This is a genomic window from Paraburkholderia sediminicola (assembly GCF_046026855.1).
Taxonomy (GTDB): domain Bacteria; phylum Pseudomonadota; class Gammaproteobacteria; order Burkholderiales; family Burkholderiaceae; genus Paraburkholderia; species Paraburkholderia sediminicola_A.
Genome location: NZ_JAQQET010000012.1, coordinates 74,023 through 89,218 on the forward strand (window position 1 = coordinate 74,023; position 15,196 = coordinate 89,218).

Below are 15,196 nucleotides of genomic sequence, written 5' to 3' on the forward strand. Positions count from 1 at the left end.
AATGCAGCGGTAGGAAACGGTGCCAACAGTCTCCCGCGCAGTGCGGCTGCACTGCTGTCGGACCTGCCTTGAGAATCTTTAAATGCCCGCTTTGGATTCCCGCCGCTCAGGCCGCCGTCGGCGTGGCTGCGAAATCCGGCGTATCGGTCGACGCGTAGTTGAAGGTCACATCCCGCCACGTATCGAGCGCCTGTTTGAGCGGCGTGCACCAGCGCGCCGCGGCTTCGAGAATGTCCGGCCCTTCGTGAATAATGTCGCGGCCCTCGTTGCGCGCCTTCACCATCGCTTCGAGCGCGACGCGATTGGCCACCGCGCCCGCCTGAATACCGGCCGGATGACCGATCGTACCGCCGCCGAACTGCAGGATCGCGTCGTCGCCGAACAGATCGAGCAGTTGATGCATCTGTCCCGCATGAATGCCGCCCGAGGCCACCGGCATCACCTTGCGCAAACCGGCCCACGGCTGGTCGAAGAAAATCCCGCGTGACAGGTCGACCTCGTTGTGCGCCTCGCGGCACACGTTGTAATAGCCCTGCACCGACAGTGGATCGCCTTCGAGCTTGCCGACCGCGGTGCCCGCATGCGCGTGATCGACGCCCGCCATGCGCAGCCACTTCGCGATCACGCGAAACGAAATGCCGTGATTGCGCTGCCGCGTATAGGTGCTGTGTCCCGCGCGATGCAGATGCAGAATCATGTCGTTCCTGCGCGCCCAGCGCGCCATCGACTGAATCGCGGTCCAGCCGATCACGAGATCGATCATCACGATGCATGAACCCAGTTCCTTCGCGAATTCGGCGCGCTCATACATGTCTTCCATCGTGCCGGCCGTCACGTTCAGATAGTGGCCTTTGAGTTCACCCGTTTCCGCTTGCGCGCGATTCACCGCTTCCATTGAAAACAGAAAACGGTCGCGCCAGTGCATGAAAGCCTGCGAGTTGATGTTCTCGTCGTCCTTCAGAAAATCCAGGCCGCCGCGCAATCCTTCGTATACGACGCGGCCATAGTTCTTGCCCGACAAACCGAGCTTCGGCTTGACGGTTGCGCCAAGCAGCGGCCGTCCGTACTTGTCGAGCCGCTCGCGCTCGACGACGATTCCCGTCGGCGGCCCCTGGAAGGTCTTCAGATAAGCAACAGGTATGCGCATGTCCTCGAGACGCAGCGCCTTGAGCGGTTTGAAGCCGAACACGTTGCCGATGATCGACGCAGTCAGATTGGCGACCGACCCCTCTTCGAACAGATCGAGTTCATAGGCGATGTACGCGAAGTACTGCGGTTCATCGGCGCTCGAGGCCGGCACCGGCTCGACGCGGTAGGCCTTCGCGCGGTACATGTCGCACGCGGTCAGCCGGTCGGTCCACACCACGGTCCAGGTTGCCGTCGACGATTCGCCGGCCACGGCCGCCGCCGCCTCCTCCGGATCGACGCCGGGCTGCGGCGTGATGCGAAAGAGCGCGATGATGTCGGTGTCTTTCGGTGTGTAATCCGGCTGCCAGTAGCCCATCTCGCGATACTTCATGACGCCCGCGGCATACCGCTCGCGAGGATTGCCCGCATTGCGCGGCTTGTGTATGGACTCGATCACCGGTTGACTGAAATCGTTCATGACATATCCTCGAAATTGAGCAAGCGCGCTGTCGGAAGAACGAAGCGCTTGTTTGCACTGTAGGCAAGGACGTAGCCATTGGGAATTCACGATTTTATTTGGCAGACTTAACCGATCCGTTATCGATCACAGATCGCGAAGCGAATTTTCAGCACGTGCGCGATCGATCGGCGGAGAATGGCCTGCATGGGAATTGCAAGCACCGCGTGACAGAAGGACAGAGACCTCCCGCCCGTGATGGAACACTTTGCTGCATTCCCGGAACAGTACGCGGCGTGACCGCATCGAGCCGCTCGCGCGGCCGCCAGGTCGGAGCAATTCGGTACGCTGCATTGCAGACGCACCGATACGCTGCCCATGCCTCGTCATCCAAAACCCGGCATGGAGCTTGCGTGGTGAAAGACGCCAACGAAGTCTGGCATCACGCCGGGCCGACGGCGCAATGCTGTATCAACACATGGAGGAAGCACATATGCAATGGACGACTCCGAGTTACACCGATATGCGTTTTGGTTTTGAAATCACGATGTATATCGCTACGCGTTAAGCCCGCACGGGCCGCGAGACGCGGCCCTTCTGCGGATTGTGTGTTAATCACCAGCTAGACGGCCGGCCTTTCGGCGCTGCCAGGACACGCGTTCCCATCCATGATCCACGAAACGATCGTCACCACGGCAGCGTGCGATGGCCGTCCTCATATCGCGCCGATGGGGGCACGTTACGAGGGCGAGTTCGTCATCCTCTCGCCTTTTCGTCCGTCCGTGACACTCGACAATATCGTCGCGTCGCGTGCGGCGGTGCTGAATTTCACCACGGACGTCCGTATCTTCGCCGGCTGCGTCACGCATTGCGCGGCCGATTGGCCGACGCTCGCCGCCAGCCGTGTGGCAAGCGTCAGGCTCGCCGAGTCGCTTGCGCACGCCGAACTCGAACTCGACGAATTGCGCGACGACAAGGAGCGCCCGGTGCTGCGCATGAAATGCGTGCACCGCGAAAACCATGCGCCGTTCGCCGGTTTCAACCGCGCCCAGGCAGCGGTGGTGGAAGGCGCGATTCTCGTGAGCCGGCTCTTCATGCTGCCGGCCGACAAGGTGGACCGCGAAATGGCCTACCTGCAGATCGCCATCGACAAAACCGCGGGCGATGCCGAACGCACCGCCTGGGGGTGGCTCACCGCCGCGATCGCGCGGCACCGCGAGAGCCTCGAATCTTCCGGCGGTTCGGCCGCCGAACTCGTATCCCACTAGTTTTTCCCGTCTTTTCGGAGAACATCGATGACCGCATTGCTCGCGAGCGTCCGCTCGGACGAAGAGGCATTCGACGCCGCCCAGGCCGGTGCCGAACTGATTGACCTGAAGGAGCCGAACGCAGGCGCGCTCGGCGGTTTGTCGATCGGCGACATCACGCATATCACCCGCCAGCTTCGCGCCCGCTACCCGGTCAAGCCAATCAGTGCGACGATCGGCGACGTGCCAGTGGATGCGCTCGACGAGATCGCTACACGTGTCATCGAAGTCAGCGACGCGGGTATCGATTATGTGAAAGTGGGCGTAACGCCCGGACCGGCTGCCCGGCGCTGCCTCGAACAACTGGCCAATCTGCCGGCTGCGGTCGTGCCGGTGCTGCTATGCGACGGCGGCATAGACGGCGAACTGGTCGCCTATGCGGCGACACTCGGTTTTGTGGGCGTAATGTTCGACACCGCCGGCAAGGACGGCAGCACGCTGTTCGATCATGTGGATAGCGATACGCTCGCGCAATGGTTGCTGCTCACACGCGCGCGTGGCGCCATGACCGGCATTGCCGGCTCGCTCGGCTGGGCGCAGTTCGAGCAGATTCGCGCGCTCGCGCCGGATTTGGCGGGTTTTCGCACGGCGTTATGCGTCGACGGACGGCGCTCGCGACTCGATCCGCAACGCGTCGCGCAATGGGCTGCCGCGCTGCACCGTCCTGGAGACGATAGGAGTGGCGCGGTCACCGCGGCAGACGCGAGACCCTCGGGCGCGGCGCGCTTTTAATCCTCTCTAAAACCTTCTCCCTCGCATGCCGGCGAAACGCTAGATCACCGGCATGTTCAGCAGCCGGTCGCGCATCAACGCGACATTGTCCTTGTTGAACAGCTCGACCACGTAATTGGCTTCGTTCACATAGTCGACGAAACGCCGGTCGACCACACCCGCTGCGGCCAGCGTCTCGAGCCGTTCGTCTTCGGAGATAGGGCACGACTTCACCACGATCAGCCGCTCGGCGTTGAGCATGGTCGAGAGCCACGCAGCGAGGCTGTCGGAAGTGGTGTCCCAGTTGCTCATCGCGTCCGGCGTGTCGCGCATCAACGCGGTCGGCATCCACACGGCGACATGGCCGTCGCGCAGCGCGCGGCGGATCTTCGCCTCGCTCGAGGCGAGCACGAGTTCGGGCAATACCCCTTGCATAAGGATCGCGTATTGCGTCATGGCGAGCAGACACATGTTGTGCGCGGTGAGATCGTCGAAGCGCCACTCGCTCTGGTATTGCCGCACTTTGTCCGCGAAATCCCCCCCGCCGGGCACGATGACGACGCGCCCGCCCCCCACTTCGCATAGCTCGGTAAGCCACTGGCGCAGCGTCGGCTCGTGACTCAGGCTGCCCCCGATCTTGACCACCCACATGATCGTTGTCCTCGTTTCCGATTAACCGCGTTTGCCTGCCCGTTTGCTCAATTGCGTGCCAGTTTACGTGCCCACTTGCATGCCCGCTTGTGTGTTCCGTCACGCCTGCTTGCATTTTCCCGCCTTACGCGTGAACCTGCGTCCCGGCGCATCCTTCGCATCAAGCCGCCCGCGATGCCGCGCTGCGGCTGTCACCGCCGGCTTCTCCGTAGCGAGTTGCCGCAAGCAATGCCACCGCCACGCTCGGCGCGCACGTCGCGGCCCACTCAGATTGGTGCGCCGGCACACCCGCCAGCGTGCCGAAATCGATGTAGCCGCGTGCCTCTTCGCGCGCTAGCGCCGCCGCGAGAAAACGTCCGCAGCCTGCACCCACCAGCGGCACGGCGGCAAGCTCAGGGTGGGCCGCCGTCACGCGCGCCAGATTGACGCCGATCTCGCGCAACTGCAGTTCGCGCCAGCGCAGCGCGAGCCCGCGCCACTCGGCGGAACTCTTTTCATGAGCATCCCGGCCGATCATCCGCGCGAGCCGCGTTCGGCTTGCGCTTTCCGTCTTCGGTCCCTGGTCGGCGCTCGGATGCAGGTCGTACTGCGGCGCCAGTTCACCCGTGAGCCGGTAGATGTCCGCCGTGGTCGCAAACCATTCGTTCATCACGTTGACGGCTGCCCCGGCGAATTCGATGCGCTGCGCGATACCGCACAACGGCGTGCGCACTACCCCCTGGTACACGAGTTCGCCGGTGGCGAGCCGCCCGCCGTCGGTCGCGGCGCGCGCGACGACGTGGCCGCCCGCGATAGGGATGATGTCGGTGGTGGTACTGCCGATGTCGATCAGCAGCGCATCGGGTATGCGCGTCGCGACCCAGCGCGCGGTAGCGAGCCAGTTCGCCGAGGCGACGCTGCGCCAACCGGCCGCGCATGCCTGCGGCGTGAGCCAGCCGGCGTCGCCCGCATAAAAACGCAAGCGCGGCCCGAGCCGTTGCGCCAGCGCGGCGGCGATCGCCCGCACGCCTTGCGCGCGGTCCTCGAAGAGGTCGACCATCTCGCCGGTCATCGTCGTCGCGTGCTGCGCGGCGTATGTCTTCGCGGCCGGCCAGCGCTCGAAGACAAGGTCGATGGTTCGCTCGAGATGTTCAAGGCCCTGCCACAGCGGACACGCCCATTGCGCGACATCGAGCACGGCGCCTCCTGCATCGGTCATCGACACCTTCACATGCGCGCCGCCGACGTCCCAGCCGAACACCGCCGCGCCATCGGCTGCCGCGGGGCTTGTATGAGTGACGTGCGCGGCGCTCATGGCTGCGCTCCACAGGCCGACTGCGCGCCGTAGCTGCGCGCCGCCGAGCCGGATCGCTCGATGCGCACCCCATGGGCTGCAAGCAGGGTGCGGGCGAGATTGCCGCCGAGCGCCGCGGACAGGCCGGCGTACGCCACCGTCAGACGCGGATTGACCTCGATCACAATCGGCCCGCGCACCGGATGCCACACCACGTCGATGCCGACAAAGCCGCGCAGACCTGGTATGGCATTCGCCACGCGCTGCGCGAGCGCGCCGAGCATGCGGCCCTGGTCGCCGGCCGGATCGATCTGGTTGACCCTCACGCCATCGAATTCGACGATGTGCGGTTGCTGCCCCGGCACCTCGCCTTCGCTCAAGCTTATTTGCTGCCGGTTGATGCTGATGAGTTCGATGCGCTCGCCGTGGCAGATCAGCGAAAGGCTGAGCGGCTCACCGTCGATCCATGCCTGCAGCACCGGATTGCGCGCGGCGGCCGCACGTGCGTCGTATTCGGCGCAGGCTTCGGCGAAGTTATCGAACACGAAGGTATCGAGACCGCCCGCGCCGTCGTCCGGTTTCACGACCCAGCGGCTGGCGACCCAGCGGTCGCCTGGCTGCCCGTCGGCCCATCCGGGTTCGACAGCGGGCGTCGTGGCGATGCCATGCGCCGCGAGGCACGCCGCGGTCGCGCTCTTGCTCGACGCCACGCGGATCGCTTCTTTCGCGCAGCCGAGCCAACGCGCCGCGCCCACCGCGTCGTACAGATGCAGCAGCAAGCCGTCGCATTCCGGCGCGACGATCCACGCGTAATCGTGCTCACGCGCCACCCGCGCGACAAAGGCCGTCATCGACTCCCCTTGTGCGGCTCTACAATGAGCGAGCGCCGGGTCGACGGTTTCGAAGCGCGAACTGGCAAAGCTCACGTCCACCTCGTCGAGTTCGCGCAGGTCGCTCACTAGCGCGTCACGCATCACCCGGCCTTCGACGATCAGCGCACTCAGGTCGGCGAGACTCGCCGCGCCGACATGCGCCGGGTCGATGCCGCCGCCGGTGAGATACTCGTAGACAAAGATCTTGGTCAAAGGAACGCGCCCCTATGCAGGTGATACCGGTTCTCGATCTGCTCGACGGTTACGTGGTACGCGCGGTGCGCGGCGAACGGACGGCCTATCTGCCCATCCGCTCGTCGCTCGCCGCCACCAGCGAGCCGCTTCACATCGCCCGTGCGCTACTTGCCGCAAGCGGCGCACGCACGCTCTATATCGCCGACCTCGGCGCGATCCTTCAGCAAGGCGCTCATGTCGAGACGCTTGCTGCATTGCGTGCCGCCCTGCCCGGCACCGACATCTGGCTCGACGCTGGATATGCCGACTACGCGTCGATGCATTCACTGTTCAAACTTATCGACGAGATCGGCAAACGCAACAACCATAGCCAACCTGCTCCACACGATCTCGCGACCCTCGTGCCGGTGTTCGGCACCGAGTCGCTGCACGACATCGACGCGCTGCGCGCCGCCGAAACCGCCGGACTCTCGCCGATCCTTTCGCTCGATCACCGCGCCGGCCAACTGCTCACCGCTGCCGCCCTCGAGCACACGTCCGCATGGTGGCCTCGACGGGTGATCGCAATGACGCTCGATCAGGTAGGCAGCTACGACGGCCCCGACCTCGCCACGTTCGAACGCATCCGTGCCAGTGCCCCCGCGCAAACTGCCGTGATCGGCGCGGGCGGCATTCGCCATCGCGACGACATGGCGGCGGCGGCGCGCACCGGCGCTTCAGCATGGCTCGTGGCATCCGCGCTGCATGATCGCCAGATCGGCACGCCATTCGTCGAGTCCACATAGGCGTGCTATACAAATTCCATGCCAATCGTCGGACAAGGTGTAGCTGTAAACGAACGGCAAGCTAATGTGGTGGCCGCGCGTGACACTCTGCTCCAGATCGGCACACAACCTGTGCGGCGCAGGGCGGCCGGCGCGCCGCCGATTCGACACAGTCGACGCAGGGCACCACAGATATCGCAACCGTATCGATCCTTTTAAGCGCAAGGCCACATAAGCGGCGCGCGATTCGTCGCGTACCCGCGCCACTGCGCCAGGGCTCACATCGGCATGGAGCTTGCTAAAAGTGCGTCCATGCACCTCTCGCCCATCGATCCATCGTCCACGAGCCCGTCGGCTGCGGCCAACGTGCCCGCCTCGTCGATTACGCGCGACTGGACCTGCCCGTTCTGCCCACTGCTCTGCGACGACCTCGTCGTCGAATCGCACGACGACGCCACGCTCGCTGTGCCGAATACCGAATGCGCGCGGCTCGCGCAGGCGCTCGCGTGCTACGGCGGCTCGGATGCGCAGTGCCGCAACAGCGTCGACGGACACGACTCGGATCTCGACACCGCGCTGACGCGTGCGGCGCAGATACTGTCGTCGGCACGCCGCCCGTTGTTCGGCGCGCTGACCACCGACGTTGCCGGCGCCCGTGCGCTGTACACGCTGGCCGCCGGCTGCGGCGCCATCCTCGATCATTTGCACGGCGACGCGATGAGCGCCGCCACGCTCGCGTTGCAGGATCGCGGATCGTTCTTCACTACCCTTTCCGAACTACGCTCGCGCGCCGATCTGCTGGTGTTTTTCGGCTGCCAGCCGTCGCAGCGTTATCCGCGCTTCTTCACGCGTGCGCTGGAAGGCACGGAACTCAAACGTGAGCTGGTGTTCGTCGGCTGCACGGCCGATCCGGCTGCGAGCGGCCTTACGAATGCGCGGGGCGAAGCGATTCTTCCGGACACCGATCCTTTTGACACGCTCGCGCTCTGGTCCGCGCTTTGCGAAGGACGTCGGCCGAGTGCGTTGCAAGACAACGGGACAGGTGCGGCAGAAGCCCTTGCTACGCTGCAAGCGCGCATCGCCGCCGCGCACTACACCGTGCTTGTCTACGAACCTGCAGCGCTGCCCGACCCGCATGCAGCGCTGCTAATCGAAGCCTTGAACCGGATCGTCAAAGCAGCCAATCGCACCGTACGCGCGGGCTGTCTCGCGCTCGGCGGCGGCGACGGCGCATTGACGGTCAACCAGACCGTGACCTGGCTCTCGGGTCTGCCGCTTCGCACTCGTATCTCTGCGCCCACACGAATCGCCGGCACGGCGCCGCTCGATCACGATCCGTATCGCTATCGCACCGCCAGACTGCTCGCCGACGGTGAGATCGATGCCTTGCTGTGGGTCGCCAGCTTCGCGCCGCCGGCCTGGCCTCAAGCGCTCGATCAGAATGTGCCTGCGATCGTGCTCGGCCATCCCGCTTTAGCGAAAGCCGCGAAAGCACGCGGTGGTGCCACCGTCTTCATTCCCGTAGCAACGCCTGGCATCGATAGCGGCGGCCATCTGTTTCGCGTCGACGGTTCGGTCGTGATGCCGCTCGCCGCCGCACGCGGCGCCGCGCTCCCCTCGGTGGCAACGATCGCGGCACACCTGGCTGCGCACCTTCATGCTCAACCCGCCGCGCAGGTGCAGCCATGAGTCTCATCCGGCTAAAGGGCGGCACCGTCTTCGATCCGGCCAACGGCGTCGACGGCGAGCGCCGCGATCTGACGATCCGCGACGGCCGCATCGTCGACGTGCCTGCCACAATGCCAGCCGACCGCGAATACGACGCCACCGGCATGATCGTGATGGCAGGCGGCATCGACATGCATTCGCATATCGGCGGTGGCAAGACCAATCTGTCGCGCCTGCTGCTTCCCGAGGATCATCGTGAGGATCCCGTGCGAGACGCCGCCTACGAATCGGTGCAGGACGCGAACGGCCGCTATCTGAGGCTGCCTTCGTGCGGCGTCTGTACCCCTGGCACGCTCGCGACCGGGTACCGCTACGCCGAAATGGGCTACACGGCCGCATTCGAACCGGCGATGATGCCGTCCAACGCGCGCCACACGCACCTCGAAATGGGCGACACGCCGATCATCGATCACGGCGCGTACGTGATGCTCGGCAACGACGAACTGTTCCTGCAGATGCTCGCCGCACGCGACGACTTCGAGCGTCTGCGCGACTACATCGGCTGGACGATTCACGCGAGCAAGGCGCTCGGCGTGAAGGTCGTCAATCCGGGTGGCATCTCCGCCTTCAAGTTCAACCAGCGCTCGCTGAACGTGGATGAGCCGCACGTGCACTACGGCATCACACCGCGCGAAGTGTTGCACACACTGTCGCGCGCGTTGACCGAGCTGCATGTGCCGCATCCGTTGCACGTTCACGCGAGCAATCTCGGCGTGCCCGGCAATATCGATTCGACGATCGCCACCATGGATGCCGCCGACGGCCTGCCGATCCATCTCACGCATATCCAGTTTCATAGTTATGGCACCGAGGGCCCGCAAAAATTTTCGTCGGGCGCGCGCCAGATCGCGGAGGCGGTGAACGCGCGGCCGAACGTGTCGATCGACGTCGGCCAGATCATCTTCGGACAGACCGTCACGGCCTCGGGTGACACGATGATGCAGTTCCGCAACACACCGCTCGCGCGGCCCCACAAGTGGGTGGTCGGCGATATCGAATGCGACGCGGGCTGCGGCGTGGTGCCGTTCCGCTATCGCGAGCAGAGCTACGTGAATGCGTTGCAGTGGATCATCGGCCTCGAGATCTTCCTGCTGGTCGGCGACCCGTGGTGCGTCGCGATGACGACCGATCATCCGAATGGCGGCCCGTTTACGAGCTATCCGCATCTGATCCGTCTGCTGATGGACAAGTCGTTTCGCGACGAGCAACTCGCGAAGCTCAATGCCGACGCGCAAGTGGCAAGCACGTTGCCGCAGCTGCAACGCGAGTTCTCGCTGTACGAGATCGCCATCATCACGCGAGCCGGACCGGCACGTCTGCTCGGACTGCGCGACCGCGGCCATCTGGGCATAGGCGCTGCGGCGGACATCGCCGTCTATCGCGACGACCCGGACCGCGAGCGGATGTTCACCTCACCCGCCTACGTGTTCAAGGACGGCGAACTGGTCGCGCGCGACGGCACGCTCGTCGCCACGCCCACGGGCGGCATCCATTTCGTCTCGCCCGAATTTGACCGCGGCATCGAGAAGACGCTGCGCACCTACAGCGACGCCAACCTCGCGAGCAACTTCGCGCATGCCGCCATCAGCGACGACGAGATTTGCAATTGCTGTCGCGGCGGCAGGCTGCTGCCCGTCGAATGTTTCGCTAACGGCTGATCAAAAGGCGAACCGCACACAATGAGCGACCCGGCGACCCTGCAGATCAACGGCACCACGATCGATGCCACCTTCGCGGAAGCGTTTCCGATGAAGGCGACCCGGCTCGTCATCACCGCTCATACGCCGGCGTGGGCGATGAACGCCGCCAACTCGCTGATGGGTTTCTCGACTTCGGTGATCGGCTGCGGCTGCGAGGCCGGCGTCGAACGAACGCTGGCGGCTGAGGAAACGCCGGATGGCCGGCCTGGCGTCGCGGTGTTGCTGTTCGCGGTGTCGTCGAAGGAGTTGGCCAGGCAGATCGAACGGCGCGTCGGGCAGTGCGTGCTCACGTGTCCGACGACCGCCGTGTATGGCGGCATCGATCCTGAGACGAGCCGTGCACCGCTTTCCGATCGAGCCTCGCTCGGCAGCGGATTGCGCTTTTTCGGCGACGGCTGGCAGATCTCGAAGATGCTCGGCGACACGCGTTACTGGCGCGTGCCGGTGATGGACGGCGAGTTCGTCTGCGAAGAGACGGCGCTTACCGTCAAAGCCGTGGGCGGCGGCAACCTGATCCTGCTGGCGCGCGATATCGACGCCGCGCTCGCCGCCTCCGAGGCCGCGGTCGCGGCGATGCGCAAGCTGCCGAACGTGATCATGCCGTTTCCGGGCGGCGTCGTGCGCTCGGGATCGAAGGTCGGTTCGAAATACAAAGGGGCAAGCGCATCCACCAACGATGCGTTCTGTCCAACCCTCACGGGCCTCTCGGCGCGCAGCGAACTGAGCGCGGAAGTCGGCTGCGTGCTCGAAATCGTGATCGACGGGCTCACCGACACGGACGTCAGCGCGGCGATGACCGCGGGTATCGCCGCGGCCGCCGGGCTCGGACGTGCGGCAGGCCTGCTGCGGATTTCGGCGGGCAACTACGGCGGCAAGCTGGGGCCTTACCACTTCCATCTGCACAGCCTCGCAGCCGGTCTCGACGGGAGCCACGCATGAGTCTTCGCATAACGCTGCGTGTGAAAACGCCCCCGGGTTTCCGTGTCGATGCTTCCGCCTTGCTGCCGGTGCCGCTCGCGACCATGACCGTGGCTGAAATCGAGCGCATCGTCCTGCCCGCGGGCAATGACAGGTGTGTCGTCGGCGATGTGTTCGGGGTGTCGCGCAGCGCGGCCCCCGCTGCATCTCAAGCACCTCACGCCGATGCCACCCTGGTGATCGAGAACGCCGAACCATGGCTCGACCGCGTCGGCGCACGGATGACGGACGGCCACCTTGTCGCGCACGGTTCGACCGGCGACTACAGCGGGTTCCAGATGGCGGGCGGCGCGTTGCGTATCGACGGCAATGCGGGCCACTTCACCGCCTGCGAAATGCGCGGCGGCCGGTTAACGGTGACCGGTCATAGCGGCGACTTCGCCGCCGGCGCGCTCGTCGGCGACATGGAAGGCATGACGGGCGGCACGCTGACGATTCATGGTAATGCGGGCGCACGGCTCGCCGATCGCATGCGCCGCGGCGTTGTGCTCGTCGGCGGCAATGCGGGCGAATTTGCAGCGTCACGGCTTGTGGCGGGCACCATCGGCGTCGCCGGTCAACTGGGCGCGCATTATGCATACGGTATGAGACGCGGCACGCTCCTGCTCACGCAGCGACCTGCGCGTTTGCCGCCGACGTTCACCGAAGGCGGTCGCGGTTTCGACGTGTTCTGGACGCTCCTCGTGCGCAGTCTCGCTGACGAAATTGCGCCCTTTTCCCAGTGGCACGCAGCGAGTTTGCCGATACGCTTTACGGGCGACCTCGCGGTCGACGGACGCGGCGAAATACTGGTCGTGAGCTAAACGCCGAAGCCACGCTGCCCGCAAAACAGGCAGTCAGACAGTGTTCGACAGAAACACCGAATAACGAAGGAGACAGGCATGACGATGGCGCATTCTCCCCCCGCACAGCCGGGCGCCGACGCATCCGCGCCGCGCTATGCCGGCTCAATGATCGCGCTGCATTGGCTGATTGCACTCGGCATCATCGGCCTGCTCGCGCTCGGACTTTATATGGTCGGACTGCCGAAGGGTTTGCCTTTCAAAGCGACGCTGCTCAACCTTCACAAATCGGTCGGACTGACGGTTTTCCTGCTGGTGCTTCTCCGCATCATGGCGCGTGTGGCCCTCCACCGGCCGCCCTTGCCGCCGATGCGACCGTGGCAACGCGCCGCCGCGCGCACTACGCAGGGCCTTTTATACGCAGCAATGGTCGCGATGCCGCTGTGCGGCTATCTCGGTTCGTCGTTCAATCGCTATGGGACGCGCTTCTGGGGCATCCTGCTGCCGAAGTGGGGCTGGGACGACGCGGGCTTGCGCGAACTCTTCTTCGGCCTTCATCAGGCCGTCGGCTATGCGCTGATCGCACTGATCGCGCTGCACGTGGCGGGCGCGCTCAAGCATCAGTTGATCGATCGCGACAATCTGCTCGCGAGGATGCTGCCATGATGCGGCGCGGTTCACAGCTGGATTCGCTGCAAGCGCCGCTGACGGTCGACGCGCTGCTTACGCGCGACGGACATCGTGTGTCGTTCACGGTGGCCGGCGCGGCTGACGGCGTGCCGGTGGTGGTGTTGCACGGTGGCCCAGGCAGCGGTAGCCAGCCTGTCGCGCTACGGCTGTTCGATCTGACTCGCTTCAGGGTCGTGCTGATCGATCAGCGCGGCACCGGCGCCTCGACGCCGCACGGCAGCGTGCGCCGTAACCGCACGGATCGGCTGATCGAAGACATCGAAGCGATTCGTGTGCGGCTCGACTTCGAACGCTGGGGCGTGCTCGGCGGCTCGTGGGGCGCGGCGCTCGCGCTCGCGTATGCCGGGCAGCATCCGCAGTCTGTTACGGGCGTGGTGATGCGCGGACTGTTTCTCACTTCCATGCGCGAGGTTCGCGGGTTGTTTGTGACTGCGCGCAAGCACACACCGCGTGCATGGGAGCAACTGCGGGCCGCTGCTGGTTGCGACCGGCCTGCGGCGTTGCTGACCCGCTGCCATGCTCAGCTGCAACGGAGCGGCGGCGCAAACGAAGCGCGACAACACACACTCGCGCTCGCATGGCGTGGCTATGAGAATGCAGTGCTCACCAGCGCCTCCCCCCGCCGCTCACTCTCGCCCGTAAGGAGTTCGCGTCAAGACACGCGCAAGCTGATCGGCAAGTACCGCATTCAGGCCCATTACCTTGTGCATCGCTGCTGGCTCGGAGAAACCCGCCTGCTCTCGCTCGCGCGCCGCGCTGCTGAAGCCGGCGTACCGCTTGTGGCTGTGCATGGCTTGCGCGATCCAGTTTGTCCGCCCGGCAATCTGCGGCGCCTCGCGCATGCCGTTCCCGCGGCACGCGTCGAATACGTGCGTGCCGGCCACCTGGCAAGCAACCCTGCTCTGCACGAGCGCGTAGCCCACGCACTCGCGATGATGTTCCTCCCACCCGCTCACGAGGGGCGCATCCTGCGCCACGCCGCATGAAGATCAAGGTACTCGGCTCATCGGCGGGCGGTGGCTTCCCGCAATGGAACTGCAATTGCCGCAATTGCGACGGCGTTCGGCGCGGCACATTAAAAGCGACGCGCCGAACGCAATCGTCGATCGCAGTGAGCGCGAACGGCGAGGACTGGCTGCTCGTCAATGCGTCACCCGATCTGCTCACGCAGATCGCCGCCCACCCGGAACTGCAGCCGGCCCGCCGCGCGCGCGATAGCGGCATTGCCGCGGTACTTGTCATCGACGCGCAGATCGATCACGTCACCGGCTTGCTGATGCTGCGCGAACGCGACACGCCGCTGCCGCTCTACACGACCGATGCGGTATGGCAGGACCTGTGCAGCGGTTTTCCGGTCGCGTCGATCCTCTCGCACTATTGCGGCGTCGAGCATCACCGCATCGCGTTAGACGGCGCACCGCTAGCCGTAGACGCGCTGAACGGCGTGCAGATCGACGCGCTGCCACTGTCGAGCAAGGCGCCGCCCTACTCGCCACATCGCCATGCACCCAAGCGCGGCGACAACATCGGACTCGTCATCACGAACCAGCAGACCGGCAAGCGAGTGTTCTACGCGCCTGGGCTCGGCGCCGTCGAAGCGCACGTGCTCGCGGCGATGCGCGAGGCGGATCTGTTGCTCGTCGACGGCACGCTATGGACTGGCGATGAAATGATCCGCCTGGGTCTCTCGAAGAAAACCGCGGCGGATATGGGTCATCTGCAGCAGTCCGGCGCGGGCGGCATGATCGAAGTGCTGGACTCGCTTGAGGCACACAATGTCCGCAAGGTCCTCATTCACATCAACAACACCAATCCGATTCTCGTCGAGGACGGCGCCGAGCGACGCATTCTGAGCGAACACGGCATCGAAGTGGCGTACGACGGAATGACGTTTGAAATATGAAGTCAGGTCGTGAAGCGAGGCGATGAAGCGCCAGATTAAAAGCATGGCCATGAAGCA

15 protein-coding genes are annotated in these 15,196 nt (G+C 65.0%); 11 read left to right on the forward strand and 4 right to left on the reverse strand.

Features of this window, described 5'->3' with window-relative positions; genetic code table 11:
* Window positions 1-106: 106 nt before the first annotated feature.
* Window positions 107-1,606, reverse strand: a complete 1,500-nt coding sequence (locus tag PQR40_RS15230; RefSeq protein ID WP_408230696.1) for a form I ribulose bisphosphate carboxylase large subunit — start codon at window positions 1,604-1,606, stop codon at window positions 107-109.
* A 472-nt stretch (window positions 1,607-2,078) separates the two neighbouring features.
* Between PQR40_RS15230 and pqqA the strand changes: the two genes are divergently transcribed.
* The 3 genes from pqqA to PQR40_RS15245 all read left to right on the forward strand — a co-directional run bounded on the left by pqqA (window position 2,079) and on the right by PQR40_RS15245 (window position 3,624).
* The gene (gene pqqA, locus PQR40_RS15235) at window positions 2,079-2,153 is read left to right on the forward strand and encodes a pyrroloquinoline quinone precursor peptide PqqA (RefSeq protein ID WP_013342881.1); all 75 of its coding nucleotides are present in this window, start codon (window positions 2,079-2,081) and stop codon (window positions 2,151-2,153) included.
* Between the two features lie 100 nt (window positions 2,154-2,253).
* The gene (locus PQR40_RS15240; protein ID WP_408509303.1) at window positions 2,254-2,853 is read left to right on the forward strand and encodes a DUF447 domain-containing protein; all 600 of its coding nucleotides are present in this window, start codon (window positions 2,254-2,256) and stop codon (window positions 2,851-2,853) included.
* Window positions 2,854-2,880: 27 nt separating this feature from the next.
* The gene (locus PQR40_RS15245; protein ID WP_408509304.1) at window positions 2,881-3,624 is read left to right on the forward strand and encodes a (5-formylfuran-3-yl)methyl phosphate synthase; all 744 of its coding nucleotides are present in this window, start codon (window positions 2,881-2,883) and stop codon (window positions 3,622-3,624) included.
* A gap of 39 nt (window positions 3,625-3,663) precedes the next feature.
* On the opposite strand, the gene PQR40_RS15250 is transcribed toward PQR40_RS15245, so the two are convergent.
* The 3 genes from PQR40_RS15250 to PQR40_RS15260 all read right to left on the reverse strand — a co-directional run bounded on the left by PQR40_RS15250 (window position 3,664) and on the right by PQR40_RS15260 (window position 6,612).
* Window positions 3,664-4,254: an amino acid kinase family protein gene (locus PQR40_RS15250; protein ID WP_408230690.1), complete on the reverse strand. Its 591-nt coding sequence runs from the start codon at window positions 4,252-4,254 to the stop codon at window positions 3,664-3,666.
* Between the two features lie 160 nt (window positions 4,255-4,414).
* Window positions 4,415-5,548 carry a hydantoinase/oxoprolinase family protein gene (locus PQR40_RS15255; RefSeq protein WP_408230687.1) on the reverse strand — a complete coding sequence of 378 codons (1,134 nt, stop codon included), beginning with the start codon at window positions 5,546-5,548 and terminating at the stop codon, window positions 4,415-4,417.
* A complete protein-coding gene (locus PQR40_RS15260) occupies window positions 5,545-6,612 on the reverse strand; it encodes an ATP-grasp domain-containing protein (RefSeq protein WP_408230685.1) in 1,068 nt (355 codons plus the stop codon). The genes PQR40_RS15255 and PQR40_RS15260 overlap by 4 nt, the downstream gene beginning before the upstream one ends.
* A 14-nt stretch (window positions 6,613-6,626) precedes the next feature.
* On the opposite strand from PQR40_RS15260, the gene PQR40_RS15265 reads away from it, so the two are divergent.
* From PQR40_RS15265 to pqqB, 8 genes are all read left to right on the forward strand, one after another.
* Entirely contained in the window at window positions 6,627-7,379 is a 753-nt protein-coding gene (locus tag PQR40_RS15265; protein WP_408230682.1) for a HisA/HisF-related TIM barrel protein, read from the forward strand.
* 291 nt (window positions 7,380-7,670) lie between these two features.
* Window positions 7,671-9,047 carry a molybdopterin-binding domain-containing protein gene (locus PQR40_RS15270; protein WP_408230679.1) on the forward strand — a complete coding sequence of 459 codons (1,377 nt, stop codon included), beginning with the start codon at window positions 7,671-7,673 and terminating at the stop codon, window positions 9,045-9,047.
* Window positions 9,044-10,744, forward strand: a complete 1,701-nt coding sequence (locus tag PQR40_RS15275) for a formylmethanofuran dehydrogenase subunit A (RefSeq protein WP_408230676.1) — start codon at window positions 9,044-9,046, stop codon at window positions 10,742-10,744. The genes PQR40_RS15270 and PQR40_RS15275 overlap by 4 nt, the downstream gene beginning before the upstream one ends.
* Before the next feature lie 21 nt (window positions 10,745-10,765).
* Window positions 10,766-11,725, forward strand: coding sequence for a formylmethanofuran--tetrahydromethanopterin N-formyltransferase (fhcD, locus tag PQR40_RS15280; RefSeq protein WP_408230673.1), 960 nt, complete (start codon window positions 10,766-10,768; stop codon window positions 11,723-11,725).
* Window positions 11,722-12,567, forward strand: coding sequence for a formylmethanofuran dehydrogenase subunit C (locus PQR40_RS15285; protein ID WP_408338133.1), 846 nt, complete (start codon window positions 11,722-11,724; stop codon window positions 12,565-12,567). The genes fhcD and PQR40_RS15285 overlap by 4 nt, the downstream gene beginning before the upstream one ends.
* A 78-nt stretch (window positions 12,568-12,645) precedes the next feature.
* Window positions 12,646-13,212, forward strand: coding sequence for a cytochrome b (locus tag PQR40_RS15290; protein ID WP_408230667.1), 567 nt, complete (start codon window positions 12,646-12,648; stop codon window positions 13,210-13,212).
* Window positions 13,212-14,222 carry an alpha/beta fold hydrolase gene (locus PQR40_RS15295; protein ID WP_408509362.1) on the forward strand — a complete coding sequence of 337 codons (1,011 nt, stop codon included), beginning with the start codon at window positions 13,212-13,214 and terminating at the stop codon, window positions 14,220-14,222. The genes PQR40_RS15290 and PQR40_RS15295 overlap by 1 nt, the downstream gene beginning before the upstream one ends.
* Entirely contained in the window at window positions 14,219-15,139 is a 921-nt protein-coding gene (gene pqqB, locus PQR40_RS15300) for a pyrroloquinoline quinone biosynthesis protein PqqB (protein ID WP_408230664.1), read from the forward strand. Before PQR40_RS15295 ends, pqqB begins: the two co-directional genes overlap by 4 nt.
* Window positions 15,140-15,196: the final 57 nt, after the last annotated feature.